We start from the raw sequence: 20,382 nt of genomic DNA, 5'->3' as shown, positions 1-20,382 counted from the left end.
GGGCATTGATGATGGACGGGCCGCTATCCCTGAAAAACAGGCCCGATGGACGTTGATTGCGTCCCACTGTTCCGTAATCATGCCCCGCATGGACTCCATTTCTGCCCTGCTCGCCTTCGTCCGCACCGCGGAGGCTGGCAGCATCGTCGGCGCTGCGCGTGTACTTGGCCTGTCCGCGTCGGCGGTCGGCAAGCGCATCGCCCGTCTTGAACAGGAGCTCGGCACCCGCCTGTTCCAACGCACCACCCGCCGCGTGCATCTCACCGACGAAGGCGAACTGCTGCTGCAGCGCTGCCGGCGTGCACTGGACGAGCTTTCCGAAGCACAGGCGGACCTGGCGCAGCGACAGCACGCCCCCAGCGGGCTGCTGCGCATCGGCCTGCCCACCATCGGGTACCGCTTCCTGCTGCCGGTGCTGCCCGGCTTCCAGCAACGCTATCCGCAGGTGCAGCTGGAACTGGACTTCAACGACCGCATCGTCGATGTGGTCAGCGAAGGCCTGGACGCGGTGATACGCAGTGGTGAACTGGCCGATTCCAGCCTGACCGCACGGCGACTGGGCGGCTTTCGTTTCATCCTCTGTGCGGCGCCGGGCTATCTGCAGGTGCATGGAACGCCCGGCGATGTGGGCGAGCTGCGCCTGCATACCGCGCTGCGCTTCCGTTACCCCACCACGGGAAAGCTGCATCCCTGGCAGCTGCCGGGCATCGAAGGCGATGCCGGAGCGCGCCTTCCCACGGCGATGACCTGCAACAACATGGAGGCCGTGCTTGCCGCTGCGATCGGTTGCATGGGCCTGGCCTGGATGCCTGACTTCCTCGCAGCGGACGCGCTGTCCGACGGCCGCCTGCAGCGGGTACTGCCAGCACTGCCCACGCACCAGGGGCAGTTCTCGTTGCTATGGCCCGGTGGGCGCCATCCCAGTGCACGCCTGCGGGTATTCATCGACTATGCCGTTGCGCATCTGTTCCAGCGCGCCCCGGAAAAGGGGACGGAGGGGATTAAGTCGTTTCAGGCACAGTAGGACCGATTACGACTTAATCCCCTCCGTCCCCTTTTTTCGTTCAGCGGCTGAAGCGGCGCGCGCCGGCCACGCAGATCACCGCGACCACGGTCACCAGCACCATGCTGAGGCTGACCGATTCGTGCAGCAGCAGCGCAGCCAGGGCGAGGCCGAAGAAGGGCTGTAGCAGCTGCAGCTGGCCGACGGCGGCGATGCCGCCCTGCGCCAGCCCGCGGTACCAGAACAGGAAGCCGATCAGCATGCTGAACACTGCCACATAGCCCAGCGCCCACCACGCCGAGGCACCAACCGCAGTGAACGAGGCCGGGCGCATCAGCACCGTCAGCGGCAGCATCACCGGCAAGGCCAGCAGCAACGCCCAACTGATCACCTGCCAACCGCCGAGATGACGGGCCAGCCGACCACCTTCGGCATAGCCCAGCCCGCACACCACGATCGCCGCCAACATCAGCAGATCGGCCTGCAACGATGCCTCGATGCCGTTGCGCACCGCATAGCCGACCACGCAGGCACTGCCCAGCAACGAAAACAGCCAGAACGCCGGGCGCGGCCGATCGCCACCGCGCAGCACGCCGAACACCGCAGTGCTCAACGGCAACAGGCCGAGAAACACGATGGTGTGCGCCGACGATGCGTGGCGCAGCGCGAGTGCGGTCAACAACGGAAAGCCGACTACCACCCCGAGGCTGACCACTGCCAGGCCTGGCAGGTCACTGCGCCGCGGCCACGGCTGGCGCAGCAGAAGGAGCAGGCCGAGGCCGAGCACGGCGGCAATGGTCGCGCGTGCAGCGGTGACGAATCCGGCGTCCAGCTGCAGAACCGCCAGGCGGGTGGCCGGCAGGGAGCCGGCGAAGATCACCACACCGATGAAGCCATTGATCCAACCACTCGCCGACCGTTCCACGCCTGTACTCCTGAAGGTGCCGGACGATGCCCGGCTGGACCTGCATGGAAGCATCCGGCGCGGGAAGACCCCAGCTACAATCCAGTACAGTCGCAAGTAACTGTACTGCCCACACTTCCACTACGGTTCCACCATGCCGCGCCCCCTTACCCGCATCGAATCGGTCATCCAGACCGTCCGCACCCGGATCAGTGCACGGGTCGATGGCCCCGGCTCCCGCCTGCCCTCGGTACGCGCGCAGGCGGCGGCGATGGGCGTGTCGGTCTCCACCGTGGTCGAGGCCTACGAACGCCTTGCCGCCGAGGGGCTGATCAGCGCCCGGGCCGGCTCCGGCTTCTACGTCAGTGGCCCGGCCGCACCGCTGGCGCTGGCCGAACTGGAGCCACGGCTGGATCGCGCGGTGGATCCGCTGTGGGTATCACGGCAATCGCTGGAAACGCCCGCGGGCGACCTCAAGCCAGGGTGCGGCTGGATGCCCAGTGACTGGCTGTATCACGATGGCGTGCGCCGCGGCCTGCGCCGGCTGGCGCGTGCCGATGCCATGCAACTGGTGGACTACGCCGGCCCGCTCGGGCTGCCCGCGTTGCGCCAGCTGCTGCAAAGGCGCAGCGCCACGCTTGGCATCGATGCACCGGTGGAGCAGATCCTGCTGACCGAATCCGGTACGCACGCGGTCGATCTGCTCTGCCGTTTCCTGCTCAAGCCCGGCGACTGCGTGCTGGTCGACGACCCGAGCTACTTCAATTACCACGCGCTGCTGAAGGCGCACCAGGTGCAGGCCATCGGCGTGCCGTACACGCACAGCGGCCCGGACCTGGAGGCGTTCGCGCAGGCCCTGCAGGCACATTCGCCGCGGCTGTACATCACCAATTCCGGATTGCACAACCCGACCGGCGCGGTGCTTTCCGCGAGCACCGCACACCGCCTGCTGGGCCTGGCCGAACGCAGCGAACTGATCATCATCGAGGATGACATCTTCGCCGACTTCGAACTGCAGCCGGCACCGCGGCTGGCAGCGCTCGATGGACTGTCACGGGTGATCCACGTCGGCAGTTTCTCCAAGACGCTGTCAGCAGCGTCGCGCTGCGGCTACATCGCCGCGCGCCACGACTGGATAGAGGCATTGACCGACCTGAAGCTGGCGACCAGCTTCGGCGGTGGCCATCTGGCCGCGCAGTTGATGCACATCGCGCTGACCGACAGCGGTTACCGCCGCCACATGCAGTCGATACGTTCGCGGCTGGCCGATGCACGCCGGCACACACTGCGGAAACTGCAGACGCTGGGTATCACGCCGTGGCTGCAGCCGGAAGCCGGCCTGTTCCTGTGGTGCCAGCTGCCCGATGGCCGCGACGCCGCCGCACTGGCGCGGCAATGCCTGCGCGAAAGCATCGTGCTGGCGCCGGGCAATGCCTTCAGCCAATCGCAGCGCGCGGCCGACTATGTGCGTTTCAACGTTTCGCAGTGCCAGGACCCGAGGATCTGGCAGGTGCTGGCGCGCGCGCTGCGTTGAGCTGGTAATGCGCGACCAGCGCATCCACCACCACGCGGACGCCCGGCAGCTGGCCGCGGCGATGCGGCAGCAGCACGCTGGTGGTGACTTCGCCGGCATGCCACGCCGGCAGCACCTGCTGCAGGCGGCCGGCGGCGATGGCCGCAGCACACAGGCTGTGTGGCAGCACGGTGATGCCAAGACCCGCTTCTGCCGCCGCGATCAGCAGCTGCGATTCATTGCCGACCAGCGCCACCTGCGGCTCCACCTGCACGGTGTGGGCGTCGGCGCCGTGCAGCGTCCAGCGCGTTGCATGGCGCGCGGTCAGCAGGCCTGCATGCGCGCGTAGCTGTTCGGGCGTGTCCACTGCCGGCGCGGCTGCCAGATAACCAGGGGACGCCACCAGCACGATGCGTTCGCTACCGAGCATGCGCTGCACCAACCCGGAATCCGGCAGCGGACCGAAGTGGCTGCGCAGGGCGATGTCGATGCCTTCCTGCGCCAGATCGATGAAACGATCACTCACTTCAACTTCGATGCGCAGCCGTGGATAGCGGCGGGCCAGTGCAGGCAAGCACGCGGCGAGCTCGCCCTGCACCACCGGAATCGAAGCGCTGATCCGCACGGTGCCGCTGGGTTCGGCCTGGCGGTCGCGGACGATGGCCTCGGCGGCCTCAACCTCGGACAGCGCCGCGCGTGCACGCTCGAAGAACTCCTGACCGACCTCGGTCAATGCGAAGCGGCGCGAACTGCGCTGCAGCAGCCGCACCTGGAGCTGTTCTTCCAGCAGCGCCACGCGCTTGCTCAGGGTCGAGCGCGGCAGGCCCAGATGGCGCCCGCCTGCAGCGAAGCCGCCCTGCTCCACTGCCGTCACGAACAGGGCCAGATCGTTGAGGTTGAGCATGGACAACGTCCACAGATGTGGACTTCAGGATGCCATTCGAACGGCTTCCGGGGCAATGTCCACGCAGGCACGCTTTCCTCACCCGCCGCATCGCGGCTTGAACCGGAAATCTGCCATGACCCCGATCCTCTTCTACGGCGTGCCCTCGGGCTGCTCGTTCGGCTCCATCGTCGCCCTGGAATGGCTGCGCCAGCCGTATCACCTGTGCCGCATCGACATGCCCGGCCAGGTGCAGGGCGAGGACTACCGCCGCCTCAATCCACTGGGCGAAACCCCGACGCTGCGAACCGCGCAGGGCGAGCTGCTCAGCGAAAGCCTGGCCATCCTCAACCACCTGGCCGCGCTGGGTATCGCGCAGGGACTGGGCTTCGCACAGGGCACCTCCGGCTTCGATCGCCTCAACCATCGGCTGGCCTATCTCAACACCAGTTTCTTCGGTGCCTACGCGCCGCTCTGGCACGCACTGGAGCATGCGCAAGGCGATGACGGCGAGGCGCTGCGTGCCTATGGCACCACCAAGGTGCGCCACGCCCACCAGGCGCTGGAGCAGATGATCGGCACGGGCCCGTGGCTGCTGGGCGAACAGCGCAGCTTTGCCGATGCCTACTTCGCCGGCATCGCGCGCTGGAATGACTATCACCAGGTGGTCGATCGTCGCGAGTTTCCCAGGGTGCAGCAGCTGTTCGAGCGCCTGCAGGACGACGCCGGCGTGCAGTTCGCCCACGCCATCGAAGCGCAGCAGCCGGCAACCAGCAGCGGTGGCTTCCTCGGCGAGGTGCGGCTGGAAGACGTGCTTGAGGCCACAGCGGCCTGAGCCCTGTCCTGCCCGTGTGGCAGCGGCGCGCAATGCCTCTTGCGCGCCGCGCTACAGTGGTATGTCCCCCGCCGCAGGAATCCGCGCATGTCCACGTTCTCCGACCCGCAGGCGGTGGCCCGTTATGCCGAAGCGCCGCTGCGCCAAGTGCCCGGCTTCCTCGCCTTGCAGCAGATGAGCCGCCTGCTGCTGGCCGAACGCGTTCCCGCGCAGGGCCGTGTGCTGGTGCTGGGCGCCGGTGGCGGGCTGGAGCTGAAGGCTTTTGCCGAGGCGCAGCCGGGCTGGCAGCTGCTGGGCGTGGATCCGGCCGCGCCGATGCTGGCTCTGGCCGAGCAGACACTGGGTCCGCTGATGCCGCGCGTGCAGCTGCTGGAAGGCTACATCGACGATGCGCCCGCTCTGCGCTTCGATGGGGCCAGCTGCCTGCTGACCCTGCACTTCCTCGATGCCGGGCAGCGCCTGCACACGTTGCGCGAGCTGCACCGGCGCCTGCAGCCCGGTGCGCCGCTGGTTGTGGCCCACCACAGCGTGCCGCAGGAACCGGCCGGCAAGCTGCGCTGGTTGCAGCGCTACGCAGCGTTCGCCGAAGCCTCGGGCGTTGCCCACGCCGATGCACAGCGCGCGATCGAGGCCATTGCCGAGCGGCTGCCGCTGCTGGCCCCCGAACAGGAAGTGGCGCTGCTGCAGGAGGCCGGCTTCGACGGCGTGGAGCTGTTCTACGCAGGCTTCAGCTTCAAGGGCTGGGTGGCGTACGCCGGGTGATGCCTACGGCACCACGGTGATGCCGATGCGCTGCATCAACAGCGCCACCTGCTGCACGTCCAGCGTGGCACCACGCAGGTTGGTGCTGCGCAGGTCCAGCTCACCCAGCTCCGAGTTGGTCAGGTCGCAGTCGGTGAAGTTGGCGCTGTTCCAGTCGACGCCCTCGAACTGGCCGCCGGACAGGTCCGAGCCGGCGAAGCTGGCGCCACTCACATTCGCGCCATCCCATCGGTTTTCCCACAGCTCGCACTTTTCCAGCGTTACCCGCGAAAAATTGGCATAGCGCAGGTTCGACTTCTTGATGAACGCGCTGCAGAACCAGCTGCGCGTGGTGATCTGGTTCATGAAGCTGGCGTTGCTGAAATCCGCGCCCTGCGCACGGCACTCGCTGATCTCCAGGCCCAGCGCCTTGATGAAATTGAAATGGCACATGCTGATATCGCAGCTGCGGAAACTGGCTTCCTTCAGCGTGGCGCCATTGAAGCGGCAGCCGGCGCGGCTGTCGGCATCGTAGAAACTGCAGTTGATGAACTCGGTGCCGGTCAGGTCCGCACCGGAGAAATCGCACTCGTGGAACTGCTGGTCGACCACTTTCTGGCCGGTGTACTGGTCCACGCCGATGCGCAGCTTGCGGTGAACGGTGGGAGACATCAGGGATTCCATGCCAAGTGCCCCGCCATGATGCCGGGCCGCGAGGCCGATCCATAGACCCCGGGGCGGACGAGTTCACCGTCAGTCCAGCCGCCCTGTGCCCTCCCGACCAATGCGTGTTGTTGCACGATTATGCACGAACGTGCAGACTTGCGGCATGAGCGCCGACCCCAGCCCCCTACCCGCCCAGCGCACCCGGCAGATCCTCGAGGAGCTGCGCCAGCAGGGCCGCGTGGTCGCCGCCGAACTGGCGCGCCGTTATGCCGTCTCCGAAGATTCGATCCGCCGCGACCTGCGCGAGCTCGCCGCCCAGGGCCTGTGCCAGCGCGTCTACGGCGGCGCCGTACTGCCGCCGCCCAAGGAACGGCCGCTGCGCGAGCGCCTGACCCGCGACCGCGGCGACAAGGCCGAGCTGGCCGCCCGCGTCTGCGCGCTGCTGCAACCCGGCCAGGTGGTACTGCTCGATGCCGGTTCGACCAATCTGGCGATCGCCCAGCAGCTGCCGGCCGCTCTCGGGCTGACGGTGATCACCAACGCCCCGCAGATCGCCACCGCCGCCAGCATGCTCGAAGGCACTTCAGTGCAGCTGATCGGCGGGCGCCTGGCCAGCGGTGGCGGTGCGGTCGGTGCCGAGGCGTTGGCCCAGGTGCAGCGCCTGCGTGCCGACGTGTACCTGCCCGGCCCCTGCGCGGTGGACGGCGACACCGGCGTGTGGGCAATGGATGCGGAAGAAGCCACGCTGAAGCGCGCGATGGTGGCCTGCAGCAGCCGCGTCATCGTCGCCGCCACCACTGAAAAGCTCGGTGCCCGCGGCAACTGGCAGATCGCCAGCCTGGACGAGATCGACGACCTGGTGCTGACCACCACCGCACCGCCCGCCTTGGCGGCTCGCTTTCACGCCGCCGGTATCGCGGTGCACCCCACGCCTCCCTGACCGTACCGCTCATGTCCCTTGCCAACCGCGCGCGTGCCGAACAGCACGCGACCCGCGCTGCGTTCTTCATTCCCGGCTTCGCCACCGCGTTGTGGGCCACCCTGGTGCCATTCGCCAAAGCGCGCACCGGGATCAATGACGCCACGCTGGGGCTGGTGCTGCTCTGCCTCGGTGCCGGCTCGCTGCTGGCGATGCCCTTGTCCGGCGTGCTGGCCGCACGCCTCGGTTGCCGCCGGGTGATGGTGGCCAGCAGCCTGCTGATCTTCCTGACCGTGCCCGGCCTGGCCCTGGCGGGTTCGGCCTGGACGCTGGGCGTGGTGCTGTTCGTGTTCGGTGCGGCCGTGGGTGCGATGGACTGCACGATGAACGTGCAGGCCGTCATCGTCGAGCGCGAAGCACGGCGGGTGATGATGTCTGGCTTCCATGCCTTCTTCAGCATCGGCGGCTTCCTCGGCGCGGCCACCATGACCGTGCTGCTGTCCGCACAGTTGCCGCCCTTGGCATCGGTGCTGATCGGTGTCGGCACCATGCTGCTGGTGATGCTGTTGTCGGCGACCTACTGGCACAGCGAACGCATGCCGCACGACACACCGATGCTGGCCCTGCCGCATGGCATTGTGCTGTTCATCGGCGTGCTGGCGTTCGTCGCCTTCCTCGGCGAAGGTGCGATGCTCGACTGGAGCGCGGTGTTCCTCAGCGATGTACGTCGCGTCGATACCAGCCTCGCCGGCGTCGGCTATGTGACCTTCACCCTGACCATGACGGTCGCGCGCCTGTTCGGCGATGCACTGGTGGCACGCGTGGGCCGACAGCGCGCGATCGTGTTCGGTGCGCTGCTCGCCGGTGCCGGCGTGCTGGTGCTGACCCTGGTCACGCCGTGGCAGGCATCATTGGCGGGCTATGTGCTGGTCGGCCTCGGTTGCGCCAACATCGCGCCCGCGCTGTTCTCGCTGGCCGGCCACCAGACCCGCATGCCCGGCGCGCTGGCCATCACCGCCGTTTCCACGCTGGGCTTTGCCGGCATCCTTGCCGGACCGGCGTTGATCGGCTTTGCCGCCAATCATTTCGGTCTGATTGCTGCGTTCATCGGTGTGGCCACGGCCTTGTTGCTGGTGGCCGTGTCCACACGTTGGCTGCGGGTTTAGTCCAAGGCATCAGCGCCGCCTGCGCCGCAGCTTCATCCGCAACCGGCGGTAGCCGATCACCGTGGCCGTTGCACACAACGCAGCGCCAGCCAGGCTCAGCAGCAGCAACACCGCCAGCCGGGCGGTGACCTGACGCAGCATCGCCGGCAGGTCCCAGCTGTGCAGGAAGTGGAACAGCCAGCGACCCACGCGCTCGCGACGCCCCATCGTCAGCAACGGGTCGCCAGTGGCCAGATCGAGGTAGACCCGCGTCGCCTCGGCATCGCCGAAATCAGCCAGCGCCACCGGGAAGCGGCGTACCGCTGCGCCGTTCATGGCTTCCGGTGCACGCGGGTAGAAGTACGCATCCGCTGCGAGCTGGACCCAGTACCCCTGCACGGGCGCATCGGACAACGCCCGCACCTTCTGCTGCAGCCATGCGGCCGGCAGCAACCGCGCAACCTGCAGATGACCATCACTGCCGGACACAATGCGGGTCTTGCCCTGCCCGTCCAGCAACACCGCGAACAGCTCACCATCGATGCGTCGCCACTGGATCTCCACCGGCTTGAAGCGCGCGTCGTCGACGGCCGCCAGCAGCGCCGCCGGTTCACCCAGCGCGCCATCCACCGCTACCGCGCCGCCACGATAGCGTCCGCTGTCGATCGCTTCGCGCGTACTGCTGAAGACGCCCAACGGGTTCATCGACATCAGCCCGCTGAAGATCCAGCTGAACACGAAAGCCGCAGCCACCAGCCCGATCAGATGGTGCCAGCGCATCCATGGTTCGACGTATGGCGTCTTCGCACCCGAACGGTAGTGCCCACGGAAACGCCAGCGCCACACACCCACCACGATGCCGCTGATCGCCGCCACCGTGCACAGCGCGGACAGCACGATCACCACCCACGTCCACACCGGGTCCACCGACTGCATGCGCAGGAAGTACAACCAGTGCAGCCAGGCGCCCACATAGTTCCAGCGCTGCTGCACATGCGGTGCGTCCTGCACCACTTCGCCGGTGTGTGAGGACACATACACATCCCCTGGCTGCGCGCCGCCCACTTCAACCCGGTACAGCGGCCGATGCGCATCCAGCGCACGCGAATGCGTCCAGCGGTCCTCGTCCACGCGTGTCGCGCCGACGAAGGCTTGGCCGCCCGCGAACTGTGCGGCGGATGCTTCGGCTCTCTGTGCCGACACCGGCAGCAGCGCCTGGCCGGTCACGGCAGACCAGGCGCCCACGTTGCTGCCATTGCGCACCACGTACGCAGGCTCGCCACGCAGCGTCGTCAGCGCCACAACCTCCGGCTCGGCCTGCACCACGGCAGGCAGTACCGACAGCCCCTGCAGATCGCGAGCATCCCCCAGCACCGGCAACGCCGCCAGCCGCTCACCGGGTGTCAGCTTCGGGTAACCAATGAACAGCATCACCATGCCGCTGACAAACCACAGCAACATCAGCAGGCATCCGCCGATGCCCAGCCAGCGGTGCACCAGATAGGTCCAGCGCTTGGCGGTGGATCGCAACGTCATCGCCAGCCTCCTCAGAAGCGATGATCGACGGTGAATTCGACGCGCCGGTCCGCACCCAGCAGCCACTGCGTGCTGGTGTAGTACGCGGTGGCGTAGTACGCCTTGTCGAACACGTTGAACAGCCGCGCCGACAGCCGCGTGCGCGGTGCCGCCTGCCAGGTCAGTGCCAGGTCGGTGGTGCTGTAGCCGGGCAGCTCCAAGGTGTTGGCGTTGTCGGCGTAGCGCTTGCCGACGTAACGCACGCCACCCGCCGCACTCCAGTCCGGTGCGAACTGCCAGCTCAGCCACACATTGGCCAGGCGCTCGGCCACGTTCGGTGGCACATTGCCATCACGCGACACCAGCACCGCCGGCGAACCGGTGGTTTCCAAGAAGTCCTCGAACTCGGCCTTCAGCACCGTGGCGTTGGCATCGAGCGACCAGTGCGGCGCGAAGTTCCAGTTCAAGGAGGCTTCAACGCCACGCGAGGTCTGTGCGCCCACCTGCACGCGGCGATCCGGCACCAGCGGATCGCGGCTGAGCAGCCCGGTCTTGCGGATGCGGTACGCCGCCAGCGTGCACTCGCCGCCATCGAAGGCCTGCTTCAGGCCCAACTCGATCTGCCGGCCCTTGGCCAGGTCGAAGGCCCCGTTGGCCGGGCTGATCATCAACAGGCCACTCACCGGGTCCGCCGCCTGCGAGTACTGCGCATACAGGTTCAACGTCGGCTGCAGCGCGAATACCGCGCCTCCGCGCCAGCCGGTGCTGCGGTAGGTCTTCGAGAACGCGTTCTGGCCGCTGATCAGATCGGTACGATCAATGCGCGCGCGGTCGTGGCGCAGCCCACCCAGCACCGACCAGCGCTCGCTCAGCGCCAAGCGGTCTTCCACGAACAGCGCGTACTGCTCGGCACGATTACGGTAGCGCGGCAGGTTCGGCGCGTCGCTGGTGAACTGGCCCGGCACCGGATCGAACGGATCGACCGGGCCCGAGCTGCCGGCATAGGTGTTGTTGGTGTGCTTGAAGTGCGCGCGGTTGGCATCGAGGCCCACGGCGAAGCTGTTGGCCAGGCCCGCAATGTTCCCCTGTACCCTCAGCGTCGAGGTCAACCCGGTCTGGTCCTGGTCGTGGGTGATCTCGGTATTGCCTGAGCGATCGATCAAGCCGGTAGCGCGGTTGTAGACGTAGGCTTCGGCATTGCGCCAATCGCGCTGGCTGTCGATCTGGTAGAGGCGCGTGCGCCATTCGACGCTTGCGTTCGGCGTCCACAGCGCATCGAGCTGGGTCCAGCGGTCGCGGTAGCGGATGTCACTGTCTTCCACGTTGTAGTTGCGGTGGCGCAGCGCCTCCAGCTGGCGGCCATCCACCAGTGGCGTGCCGAAGTAGCGCATCGGTTGCTGATAGCCTTCCGCATGGGTGAGCGACAGCTGCAGATCCGCACGCGGTTGCCACAGCAGTGCGCCGGAGAAGGTGGCATCACTACTGCGCCCGCGATCAACCCAGCCACCGCTGTAGTTGCCACTCACATCCAGCCGGTAGGCCAGCTCGGGGGTCAGCGCGCCACCACTGCCGAAGCCCAGCCGCGCGGTGTCCTCGCTGCCCACGGTCACGCTGATCTCGTTCTCGATGGCACCGCGCGTCGGCTTCTTCGGCACGATGTTGATGACCCCGCCAATGGCACCATCGCCATGGATGACCGAGGCCGGACCGCGCAGCACTTCGATGCGCTCGATGGACCAGGTATCGAATGGAAAGGTGATGCCCACGCCGCCATACTGGCGCAGCCCGTCATACAGGCGCATCACGGAAGCGCCATCGGTGAAGCCACGGCTGGACAGCGCACTCAGGCCGTTGCCCGGGTGCGGCATCGCACTGATCGCACCGGCGCGGCTGATCGCATCATTGAGGTTGGTGTCGCCGCGCTGTTCCAGTTGCTCGCGCGAAATCACCGTCAGGCTGGCCGGTGTCTGCAGCACGCTCAGGCCCAACGCAGAGCCTGCGCTGGAGGTGGAAGACAGCTCGCCGCTGCGGGTATCGACCACGCGCACGGTATCCAGCGTGGTCGGTGGTGCCGCATCGGCGGCAAGTACAGAGGCGGTGTGCAGGAGCAACGCGCACATGGCAGGCAGCGTCGCCCGGCGCAGGCGCGCGGAGTTGGGGTTCGTTTTCATCTGTTCACGGCATGCAAGGCCACCCTGCAATGGCAGGGCAGCAATCAGAAAGGGACAGACACGCGCGTGCGGGCACCGGCCGTGGCCGGCAACCTCATGAAAAAAGATCAATGCACCGCGCGTGTGGCTCAGGCAGCCATGAAGGCCGGTGGCCCGCGCGCTCCCAATGTGCCGATGACCCGCTGCGGCAACGCCTGCACTGCACCACGCAGCGCACGGCATATCGATACCATCGGTGCCAACAGCAGCAATGCCGCCACCAGCAGGGTGATCAGCCGCGCGGCGATCAGGCAGTAATCGCAATCCACGCCCATCTCATGGTCGGCATGTGGATCGGCAGCTGGCTTCGGCGTCGATTCGCCGTGCTGCATCGCCATCGCGTGATGATCGTGGTGCCCTTCCATCGCGTGCTGCGCATGCTCTGCGTGCATCGCATGGTCCATCGCCGCCACCGGCGCAGCGGTGGCCACGTGACCGTGCGCCAGCCAACGGCTCACCAACGGGGCGAGCAGCACCAGCAGCATGGCAAGCCATGCCAAGGACTGGAACCGGCGGTGGAGGACAGAACGACGCACACCACCATTCTACGGGGCTGCCGCCAACCCTGGACCACGTTCAGGATTTCCAGAAGGGTGGTGCGACGTTATGACGCAGCCACGGACGCAAGCGCTCTCCATGACACCAAGGGGGACGGAAGGCACCCATACGGCCCCTTCCGTCCCCGCATCACATCGCTAGAACCGCGCCGGTTGCTGCACCGCGCGCTCCAGAAACATGAAACCCGCCTGCAGGCTGTTGCGGGCGTTCTCCAACCAGCGCTCCGGATCGGCTACCGCAAATCGCTCCTGTGCATCCACATCACCCGAGTCGGCCAGATCAGCCAGCTGCAGATGGATGTGGTTCTCCACCAGGCTCACCAGCACGGCGAGCTCGGCCGATAAACCGGCGATGCGTTCGGTGAAGCCAGCGTCGTTGCTGTTCAGAGACATGTCCCCTGTTCCTATGCGTTGCGGTGTTGATGGATGGCTTCGAAACGCTCGGCACAGGCAGGCCCACAGAACAGCCTTGCCGGATCGTTGTCGAAGTCTTCGCTGCAGTCCGGGTTGTGGCATTCCCCCATGGGAGTGAGAGGGGCAACGTTGCTGGCCCGCGTTGCGTGCTGGGCCAGGGCGCGTTGCAGGTGGCGCGCTTCCATTTCCTGCGCTTCGTCGATGGTGTCCGTCATGCGGGTTGTATTTTATCGAGGGGTGGTCGCACCGATTGAGAACGTCGCAACGACCGTCAACGACGCGGATTCCGCGGCGGATCGGCGTTCGTGGTTGCAGTGGATTTCAAACATGCAGGCTCCTTGTGCACGGGCGCCCGAAGGCGCGGTGGAGAGAAACGAAGGGCCGTCGCTGACGGCGATCGCATCATCCGAAAACCGGTTCTCGCCAACTGCGACGCATCGGCGCGACCACGGCGATCTGCGAACGCCATCGCAGATCCAACGCGTACTGGATGGCCTGAGCGCGCCCGGGGATGCAAGGTACTGGAAGGTGTTGCAAATGAAGCCACGATCCGACACCATGACCGTGCCACCACCTCCCATCACATCCTGATCGCACTGCATCGGTCGGCCGCTGCGTGACCTGCGCACGCCAGAAACTGCACAGCACGTTGGCCGCCATCGGCCGCCGTGGACCGATCCACGTTCCCAGGGGCTCCGTCGAATGCACACACCGCATCCCACGCAGGACATCGTGCCCGCGTTCCTGCAGGCCATGCACGCGCACGGCATCGTGCCGGACGCGCGCGGCCGCGACGCGCTCAATGCCGATGGCACACTGGTTCGCTTCCATGTGGAAGGCGACCGTCGTGGCACGCGCAACGGGTGGGCCGTGTTGTTTGGAGACCATGTGCCGGCCGGCGAGTTCGGCAGCTGGCGGACCGGCACCCGCCATGCCTGGTGCGCGAAATCGCCGACCGCGTTGAGTGCGGCCGAGCAGCGCGCCATCCGGCAACGCCAGGAAGCGGCCCGCAGCGAGCGCGAACGGCATCAGCGCGAGCGCGAGGACGCTGCCGCCAAGGCCGCCAACGTGCTGTGGAACCGTGCCATTCCCGCCGACGTTCAGCACCCCTATCTGGTACGCAAGGGCATCCACGCACATGGCCTGCGCGTGGCGCCGTGGCCGGTGCGCAACAGCGATGGCCTGGTCTTCCGCCATATCGACAATGCCCTGCTGGTGCCGGTGATGAACAGCGCGGGCCGTATCGTCTCGTTGCAGGCGATCTTTCCCCGCGTGGATCCAGCACTAGGCCGCGACAAGGACTTCCTTTCCGGTGGCCGCAAGCAGGGCTGCTTCCATGTCATCGGCAAGCCGGCCCCTGGCCAACCGATCGCCATTGCAGAGGGCTATGCCACCGCCGGATCCATCCACCAGGCCACGGGCTGGTGCGTGGTGGTGGCCTGGGATGCAGGCAACCTTGGCGCGGTCGCCCGGGCCTGGCGCGGCGCCATGCCGGACGCATCGTTCGTGCTGTGCGCCGACAACGATCAGTGGACGCGGCAGCCGCTGGACAACCCGGGCGTCACCCTGGCCACGCAGGCTGCCGCGGACATCGATGCCCGCGTGGCCTGGCCCGAATTCGCCGCGCTGCATGGCGACGATGACCGTCCTACCGACTTCAACGACCTGCATCTGCGTGAAGGGCTGGACGCCGTGCGTACCCAGCTGTTGCCTCCCGCACCGCCCGCAGCAGGCGACGACGTGGCGGGGGACGATGCGCCGTCATCGGCCAGCGCGCGCTACCAGGTGCCTGGCAACCTGTCCGCATTCGATGCCTTCACCCCGTTTCCCGATACCAACGCGCGCGGGCGGCCGTTGCCAACCGCCCGCAACCTGGCCGAGCTGTGCCGTCGTACCGGTGTGACCGTGCGCTACAACGTCATCCGCAAGGATCTGGAGATTCTGGTCCCTGGGCTGCAGACGACCGTGGACAACGCCAAGGAGGTCGCGGCGGGCGAAGTGATGGATTGCATGCACCGCGCTGGCATGGCCACCGCCAGCTTCGAGACCAACCTGTGCCAGGTGGCCGAAGCCAATCCCTACAACCCGGTCGCCAGCTGGATCACCTCACGGCCGTGGGATGGCCAGACCCGCCTGCAGGCGTTCTTCGACACCGTGCTGGAAGCCCAGCCCACGCGCATGGCCGACGGCCGCGTGCTGAAGGAAGTCCTGATGCGGCGCTGGCTGATCTCCGGTGTGGCGGCCGCCTTTGAGCCCGATGGCGTGGTCGCGCGCGGCGTACTGACGTTCGTCTCGAAACAGAACCTGGGCAAGACACGCTGGGCACGGCAACTGGCGCCGGCGGAGCTGCAACTGATCGCCGATGGGGTGGTGCTCGATCCGGCCAACAAGGACAGCGTCAAGCAGGTCATCTCCAAGTGGATCGTCGAACTGGGCGAAGTCGATGCCACCTTCCGCCGTACCGATATCGCGGCACTGAAATCATTCATCTCGCGCAGCCATGACGAGATCCGTCGCCCCTACGCGCGCACCGAATCCCGCTATGCGCGGCGCACCATCTTGTTTGCCAGTGTCAACGACGAACGCTTCCTCCGCGATGCCACCGGCAACACCCGCTGGTGGACCGTGCACGCCGTGGCGCTGGGCGAACCGGCGCGGATCGACATGCAGCAGGTCTGGGCTGAGGCCCATGCGTTGTACTGCAGTGGCGAGACCTGGCACTTGAGTGCCGAGGAACTGGATGCGCTCAATGCCACCAACAGCGAACACGAGCCCATCTCGCCGATCGCCGAACTGATCGATCGTCATTTCGACTGGTCGCTCCCTGCCGAGCACTGGAGCGCGCACTACCGCGCCACCGAGATCGTCATCGCGGTGGGCATCGACAGGCCCAACCGTCGCGAGGTGAACGAGGCCGCCGCCTACGTGGTGAAGCGGCATGGTGTGCGCACCCGCGTGGTGGGCAAGGAGCGCGCCAAGGTCTGGCTGATGCCACAGCGCAAACGCAGTCTGGCCGAGCACGCGGCAGGGCCGTTCTAGATGCCGCGCCTCCATGATGGTCGCGACGTTGACAGCAGCAGCGGCGACTGGCGCCTGCACTGCGAAGCACGTCGCCTGCTGCAACTGGACGGCTACCGGCGCGTGGGCACCGACGGGCGCTGGACGGTGGTCAGTCCGCGCCGGCACCGCCAACAGTATCTCGAGGGTGTCCTGGCCGCACGCGGCCCGGTTGAGCGTGAGCGTCTGGCAGCAGCGGCATTGCGGCTGTGGATCGCCAGCCCGCCCAACCGCATCATGATGCAAGTAGATGAAAGGTGTTGACTAGAGGCGTCTACAGGGGCAAGATGCCGGTATCGGCCCGCCACCTTCCAGGAGCGCTTCCGCCATGTCCCGTCCCCGACTGCATGCCTTCGAAGGTGAGCAGCTGACCGTGCAGCAGATCCACCAGCGGGTACCGGTGCTGTCCGAGCGGACCATCCGCGACCACCTTGCTGCCGGCCGGCGTACCCGCACCGCCATGTTGTGCTTTGACCCGATCGCCGCGGCGGCCCGGGGCGGGCACATCACCCAGCGCATCCTCCGCGCCCGCAGCGTCGTCGGTCGCGATTCCTGATCCTCCGGCACCTGCCGCATTTCTCCAGGAGTAGATTCCGCATGATTCCCGCCTCCCTCGACAGCGGTCATCGCCTGATTGCCGACACACTGGCCGCGTTCCGTGCCGGCCCTGCACTGGGCAGCGTTGCCCTGCGGCCGGCGCCACGCTCTCGTGTGCCGCTCTACATCGGCATCGCCGGCAGCAAGCGCTCGGGCAAGGACACACTCGCCAATGGACTGGCGTCGGCGTTGTCACTGCCATGCGACAGCTTCGCGGCCCCACTGCGGCAATTGGTCGCCTCCCTCCTCGGGCTTTCCCTGCACGAACTGGACAGCCGCAAGGAGGACGCCATCGACTGGCTGGCCGAACTCACCCCGCGCCAACTGATGCAGACCGCCGGTACCGAGTGGGGGCGTGACCGCGTCCATCCCGAGCTGTGGGTACGCTCGCTGTTCGCACGCCTGCCCGAGGGCGGGCTGGTACCCGACGTCCGCTTCGCCAATGAGGCCCGCGCGATCCGCCGTCGTGGTGGTGTCGTGATCCGCGTCAATCGCCCAGGCCATCGCAGCAGCGACCCTCATGCCAGCGAGCAGCCGCTACCGCATGAGCTGGTCGACATCGAAGTCGACAATGACAGCACCGCGGCCGATCTGGTCCGCAGATCGCTGGACCAGCTGCGTTCGCGCGGTGTGATCTGATCCGGAATGCCGGCCCGCCATCCGGTCCATCCCCCGAACCCAGCGCAGGCCCCGACCCATCATCGGCGAAAATGATGTAAGGTCATCCCCCATCACCGACGACACCTGTCGTCACCCTACATCCCCAACCCATTTCGCAAAGAGGAAACGCCATGGAGGTCGAACAGTTCACGTCGACGCGCCTGAAGGCCATCGAGTTGTTCAAGTCCCAGCCCAAGGGCAGCAAGGACATCGTGAGCCTGGATGCGATCTTCATCTCGCTGTGCACGCTGGCCACTGCCCGGGCAGGCGCAGGCAGCGCCCAGCAGACGCGTACCGTGGCCCGCCCGGGCAGCCAGCAGCCGCCCGCGCCATGGTTCGTCGAAACCCTTGCGGCCCTGAAGGGCAAGGGCGAGTCGATCACCGTGGCGCGCTTCCTGATGTTCGCCAACCGCTTCCCGGTCAAGCGCATGGACCAGGTCAACGCCGCACGCTGGCTGCGCGACGCCGGGTACATCCCCCGCAAGACCGGCGGCAACCTGGTGTTCGATCTTTGATCCAGCGCCCCCTGCAGTCCTGAAGCCCCGGCATCGTCCGGGGCTTTTTCGTTTCCGGCCAGTACACGGCGCATGAGGCTGTGTGGCAGGTGGCCGTCCTCACCCTGTACCTGCCCCATCCCCTTGATCTGCCTCTGTTCCTGCCAGGTGAGGACAACGAGTACGGATGTACAGGAAAACACCAGCGGCCAGAGCAAGCGGATTCGGCTCACTGCAAGCAGGCGTGTCGTGCTCCTCCCCCCTCCTCACGCACGACTGAACGTCTTCAGCGCACCGATATAAAAGTAGATGAAAGGTGTTGACTGGTCATGCGGGATGGCAACAGTGGAGATCAATGCCACTGAAGACATCCTCCATGAACGCCCTGCCCGACAGCATCCAGACCCTGGCCGAGGTCATCGGCGAATCCGCAGCCCTCACGCTGGTGCGTGCCTGGCCGCCGACCACCTCCAGCACCACCGGCCGTCACCGCGTCATCGTCTACGTCCCCTCCACCCTGCCCGACCAGCACCGGCTGATCGACATCCTTGGCCACGACGTCGCCCAGCGGCTGGTCGCGCACTTCGGCGGCGAACTGTTGTTCCTGGCATCCTGCTTCGCTGCCGGCGCGCACGAACGCCGCGAGCAGATTGCCCGCGCGGTCGCCAGCGGCATGCCACGCGACCATGTTGCGCGTGAGTTCGGCGTCTCACAGACCACCATCAAGCGCGCCCTGCGCGGTGCGCGCACCGCGTTGCCACCGGCTGTCCACCCGGCCCTGCTCAAGGGATACGCACGCGCATGAACGAGAGCGACCTGCTGGCCGGCGTGCCGGATTGGGCCAAGTACCTGGGCGGGACCTCGGGCGTGCTGATCGCGGTGTCGCTGTGGCTGCGCCAGTGGTTGTCGTCGGCCAAGGTCGACCGCACCGCCGATGAAGCCACCAGCAACACCCTGCGCACCCTGCAGGAACAGCTCGCGGCCGAACGTACACGCGCTGATGGGCTGATGCACGAGCGCGAGGCAATGGCCCAGGAGATCGGGCAGCTGCGCGGTGAAGTCAGCGCCCTGCGTGCACAGATCGCCCAGCAGAGCGTACAGATAGACGCTCTGTTGAACCTGGTGCGCAAGCAGCCGGGGGCCGCCGCATGACCGCCGCTGCAGCCAACGCCCTCGGTGGCACCAACGTTGCTGCGTTCCTGGACATGCTGGCGGTGTCCGAAGGCACCGACATACCCAGCCAGCGCTCGCGTGACCGCGGCTACGACGTCATCGTCGGTGGCCAGCTGTTCACCGACTACCGCGACCATCCCCGCGTGCTGGTGTCGCTGCCGCGCTACGGCATCAAATCCAGCGCCGCAGGCCGCTACCAGTTCCTGCGCAGCACCTGGGATGACCTGCGCGCGCGACTGGGCCTGCCTGACTTCGGCCCGGTTTCGCAGGACCGTGCGGCGGTCGCCCTGTTGAAACAATGCGGTGCCTACGAGCTGATCCGGCTGGGACGCTTCGATGCCGCCGTCACCGCGGCCCGGCGCATCTGGGCATCGCTGCCGGGCGCCGGCTACGGCCAGAAGGAGCACGCACTGGAAACACTGCGCGCGGCGTACCGTGCCGCCGGCGGAGCCCTGCAGTGACGCCCCCGGGACTGAGGTTGGGCATCGGGTTGCTGGTCCTTGCCGGTAGCCACGCGAGCTGCGCCTGGCTGGGATGGACCCTGCGCGACCGCACTGCGGACCTTGCCGTTGCCACCACCCGGGCAGCGCAGCAGGAGGCCCGCACCGATGCAGTCCAGCGCGCGCACCAGCAGGCCCTCGCCAACAGCGCCGCAGGCGCGCAGGCCGAATCACAGCGCCTGGCCCACCAGGCCCGGCACACCGAACAGTTCAACACCCTGCAACGGGACATCGAGACCCATGCCAAGACTCCTGGTCGTGATCGCGGCGACGCTGACGGTGAGTTCGTGCGCATCTGGCGCGAGGCCAACGCCGGCCACGCCCTGCCGCGCTGACCTCAGCATCGCACCTGCCCAGCTGCTTCCCCCACCCCGCCTGCCGGACCTGCACGCAGCCAGCGATGACGCGCTGCTGCGCAATCACGTTGCGGTCGCACAGCAGTACCACGCGCTGGCCGACCAGCTGAGTGCGCTGCTGTGCAGCCTCGGCAGCCAGCGCGGCATCACCATCAATGGCGCCGCGCCGGCAGCACCCGCCGACTGCGGCAGCAGTGCCACTCCCACGCACTGAGCCTTCCGGACAAGGCCACGCCTGCA

At 67.1% G+C, this 20,382-nt stretch carries 25 protein-coding genes; 17 read left to right on the top strand and 8 right to left on the bottom strand.

From position 1 onward, the window contains the following. The first annotated feature begins 88 nt into the window (after nt 1–88). A complete protein-coding gene (locus tag AC5P9P_RS00955; protein ID WP_184014079.1) occupies nt 89–1,024 on the top strand; it encodes a LysR family transcriptional regulator in 936 nt (311 codons plus the stop codon). A gap of 40 nt (nt 1,025–1,064) precedes the next feature. Here the strand turns inward: AC5P9P_RS00955 and AC5P9P_RS00950 are convergent, their stop codons facing one another. Beyond that, the gene (locus AC5P9P_RS00950) at nt 1,065–1,928 is read right to left on the bottom strand and encodes a DMT family transporter (RefSeq protein WP_005412480.1); all 864 of its coding nucleotides are present in this window, start codon (nt 1,926–1,928) and stop codon (nt 1,065–1,067) included. A gap of 133 nt (nt 1,929–2,061) precedes the next feature. Between AC5P9P_RS00950 and AC5P9P_RS00945 the strand changes: the two genes are divergently transcribed. Further along, nucleotides 2,062–3,441, top strand: coding sequence for an aminotransferase-like domain-containing protein (locus tag AC5P9P_RS00945; protein ID WP_288419287.1), 1,380 nt, complete (start codon nt 2,062–2,064; stop codon nt 3,439–3,441). Here AC5P9P_RS00945 and AC5P9P_RS00940 read toward each other — a convergent pair. Continuing rightward, on the bottom strand, nt 3,380–4,324 hold the full coding sequence (locus AC5P9P_RS00940) for a LysR substrate-binding domain-containing protein (protein WP_057501909.1): 945 nt from the start codon (nt 4,322–4,324) through the stop codon (nt 3,380–3,382). The two genes, AC5P9P_RS00945 and AC5P9P_RS00940, sit on opposite strands and share 62 nt — an antisense overlap. 115 nt (nt 4,325–4,439) lie before the next feature. Between AC5P9P_RS00940 and AC5P9P_RS00935 the strand changes: the two genes are divergently transcribed. Both AC5P9P_RS00935 and AC5P9P_RS00930 read left to right on the top strand, forming a co-directional pair. Then, entirely contained in the window at nt 4,440–5,138 is a 699-nt protein-coding gene (locus AC5P9P_RS00935) for a glutathione S-transferase family protein (protein WP_111188189.1), read from the top strand. Nucleotides 5,139–5,225: 87 nt separating this feature from the next. Then, nucleotides 5,226–5,900, top strand: coding sequence for a class I SAM-dependent methyltransferase (locus AC5P9P_RS00930; protein WP_049403294.1), 675 nt, complete (start codon nt 5,226–5,228; stop codon nt 5,898–5,900). Between the two features lie 3 nt (nt 5,901–5,903). Here the strand turns inward: AC5P9P_RS00930 and smqnr are convergent, their stop codons facing one another. Further along, a complete protein-coding gene (gene smqnr / locus AC5P9P_RS00925; RefSeq protein ID WP_049433234.1) occupies nt 5,904–6,551 on the bottom strand; it encodes a SmQnr family pentapeptide repeat protein in 648 nt (215 codons plus the stop codon). A 157-nt stretch (nt 6,552–6,708) separates the two neighbouring features. Here smqnr and AC5P9P_RS00920 point away from each other — a divergent pair, with 157 nt between their 5' ends. Next, the gene (locus AC5P9P_RS00920; protein ID WP_033834817.1) at nt 6,709–7,485 is read left to right on the top strand and encodes a DeoR/GlpR family DNA-binding transcription regulator; all 777 of its coding nucleotides are present in this window, start codon (nt 6,709–6,711) and stop codon (nt 7,483–7,485) included. A gap of 11 nt (nt 7,486–7,496) precedes the next feature. Next, nucleotides 7,497–8,630 (top strand): MFS transporter, encoded by a 1,134-nt coding sequence (locus AC5P9P_RS00915; RefSeq protein ID WP_495232564.1) that lies wholly within the window; start codon nt 7,497–7,499, stop codon nt 8,628–8,630. A 9-nt stretch (nt 8,631–8,639) separates the two neighbouring features. Here the strand turns inward: AC5P9P_RS00915 and AC5P9P_RS00910 are convergent, their stop codons facing one another. The 5 genes from AC5P9P_RS00910 to AC5P9P_RS00890 form a co-directional block, all read right to left on the bottom strand. Then, nucleotides 8,640–10,145: a PepSY domain-containing protein gene (locus AC5P9P_RS00910; protein WP_495232563.1), complete on the bottom strand. Its 1,506-nt coding sequence runs from the start codon at nt 10,143–10,145 to the stop codon at nt 8,640–8,642. An 11-nt stretch (nt 10,146–10,156) separates the two neighbouring features. Beyond that, nucleotides 10,157–12,295 (bottom strand): TonB-dependent receptor, encoded by a 2,139-nt coding sequence (locus tag AC5P9P_RS00905; protein ID WP_495232562.1) that lies wholly within the window; start codon nt 12,293–12,295, stop codon nt 10,157–10,159. 128 nt (nt 12,296–12,423) lie between these two features. Further along, nucleotides 12,424–12,819: a DUF2946 family protein gene (locus tag AC5P9P_RS00900; RefSeq protein ID WP_495232617.1), complete on the bottom strand. Its 396-nt coding sequence runs from the start codon at nt 12,817–12,819 to the stop codon at nt 12,424–12,426. Between the two features lie 210 nt (nt 12,820–13,029). Then, nucleotides 13,030–13,284: a hypothetical protein gene (locus tag AC5P9P_RS00895; RefSeq protein ID WP_012479313.1), complete on the bottom strand. Its 255-nt coding sequence runs from the start codon at nt 13,282–13,284 to the stop codon at nt 13,030–13,032. A gap of 11 nt (nt 13,285–13,295) precedes the next feature. Then, complete coding sequence (locus AC5P9P_RS00890; RefSeq protein WP_005408344.1) at nt 13,296–13,520, bottom strand: hypothetical protein; 225 nt, start codon at nt 13,518–13,520, stop codon at nt 13,296–13,298. Here AC5P9P_RS00890 and AC5P9P_RS00885 point away from each other — a divergent pair. From AC5P9P_RS00885 to AC5P9P_RS00835, 11 genes are all read left to right on the top strand, one after another. Then, complete coding sequence (locus AC5P9P_RS00885; protein ID WP_141097848.1) at nt 13,519–13,896, top strand: hypothetical protein; 378 nt, start codon at nt 13,519–13,521, stop codon at nt 13,894–13,896. The two genes, AC5P9P_RS00890 and AC5P9P_RS00885, sit on opposite strands and share 2 nt — an antisense overlap. A 111-nt stretch (nt 13,897–14,007) precedes the next feature. After that, nucleotides 14,008–16,344, top strand: a complete 2,337-nt coding sequence (locus AC5P9P_RS00880) for a VapE domain-containing protein (RefSeq protein ID WP_495232561.1) — start codon at nt 14,008–14,010, stop codon at nt 16,342–16,344. Then, nucleotides 16,345–16,626, top strand: coding sequence for a DUF7696 family protein (locus AC5P9P_RS00875; RefSeq protein ID WP_495232560.1), 282 nt, complete (start codon nt 16,345–16,347; stop codon nt 16,624–16,626). It begins immediately after the preceding gene. A gap of 64 nt (nt 16,627–16,690) precedes the next feature. After that, nucleotides 16,691–16,918, top strand: a complete 228-nt coding sequence (locus AC5P9P_RS00870; protein ID WP_033835197.1) for a hypothetical protein — start codon at nt 16,691–16,693, stop codon at nt 16,916–16,918. Nucleotides 16,919–16,959: 41 nt separating this feature from the next. Beyond that, the gene (locus AC5P9P_RS00865; RefSeq protein ID WP_033835196.1) at nt 16,960–17,598 is read left to right on the top strand and encodes a deoxynucleotide monophosphate kinase family protein; all 639 of its coding nucleotides are present in this window, start codon (nt 16,960–16,962) and stop codon (nt 17,596–17,598) included. Between the two features lie 152 nt (nt 17,599–17,750). Further along, nucleotides 17,751–18,134 carry a hypothetical protein gene (locus tag AC5P9P_RS00860; RefSeq protein WP_033835195.1) on the top strand — a complete coding sequence of 128 codons (384 nt, stop codon included), beginning with the start codon at nt 17,751–17,753 and terminating at the stop codon, nt 18,132–18,134. Between the two features lie 355 nt (nt 18,135–18,489). Beyond that, nucleotides 18,490–18,918 carry a helix-turn-helix domain-containing protein gene (locus AC5P9P_RS00855; RefSeq protein WP_223846372.1) on the top strand — a complete coding sequence of 143 codons (429 nt, stop codon included), beginning with the start codon at nt 18,490–18,492 and terminating at the stop codon, nt 18,916–18,918. Then, nucleotides 18,915–19,265, top strand: coding sequence for a hypothetical protein (locus AC5P9P_RS00850; RefSeq protein WP_005408337.1), 351 nt, complete (start codon nt 18,915–18,917; stop codon nt 19,263–19,265). The genes AC5P9P_RS00855 and AC5P9P_RS00850 overlap by 4 nt, the downstream gene beginning before the upstream one ends. Further along, complete coding sequence (locus AC5P9P_RS00845; RefSeq protein ID WP_049403301.1) at nt 19,262–19,747, top strand: glycoside hydrolase family 24 protein; 486 nt, start codon at nt 19,262–19,264, stop codon at nt 19,745–19,747. The genes AC5P9P_RS00850 and AC5P9P_RS00845 overlap by 4 nt, the downstream gene beginning before the upstream one ends. Beyond that, on the top strand, nt 19,744–20,121 hold the full coding sequence (locus tag AC5P9P_RS00840; RefSeq protein ID WP_033835193.1) for a hypothetical protein: 378 nt from the start codon (nt 19,744–19,746) through the stop codon (nt 20,119–20,121). The genes AC5P9P_RS00845 and AC5P9P_RS00840 overlap by 4 nt, the downstream gene beginning before the upstream one ends. Further along, the gene (locus tag AC5P9P_RS00835) at nt 20,066–20,356 is read left to right on the top strand and encodes a hypothetical protein (RefSeq protein ID WP_049403302.1); all 291 of its coding nucleotides are present in this window, start codon (nt 20,066–20,068) and stop codon (nt 20,354–20,356) included. The genes AC5P9P_RS00840 and AC5P9P_RS00835 overlap by 56 nt, the downstream gene beginning before the upstream one ends. Nucleotides 20,357–20,382: the final 26 nt, after the last annotated feature.

Source organism: Stenotrophomonas sp. YJH_SMC_14-1, assembly GCF_059372275.1.
Note: the sequence above shows the minus strand (reverse complement) of the source record. Positions and strands in the feature narration are given on the sequence as shown.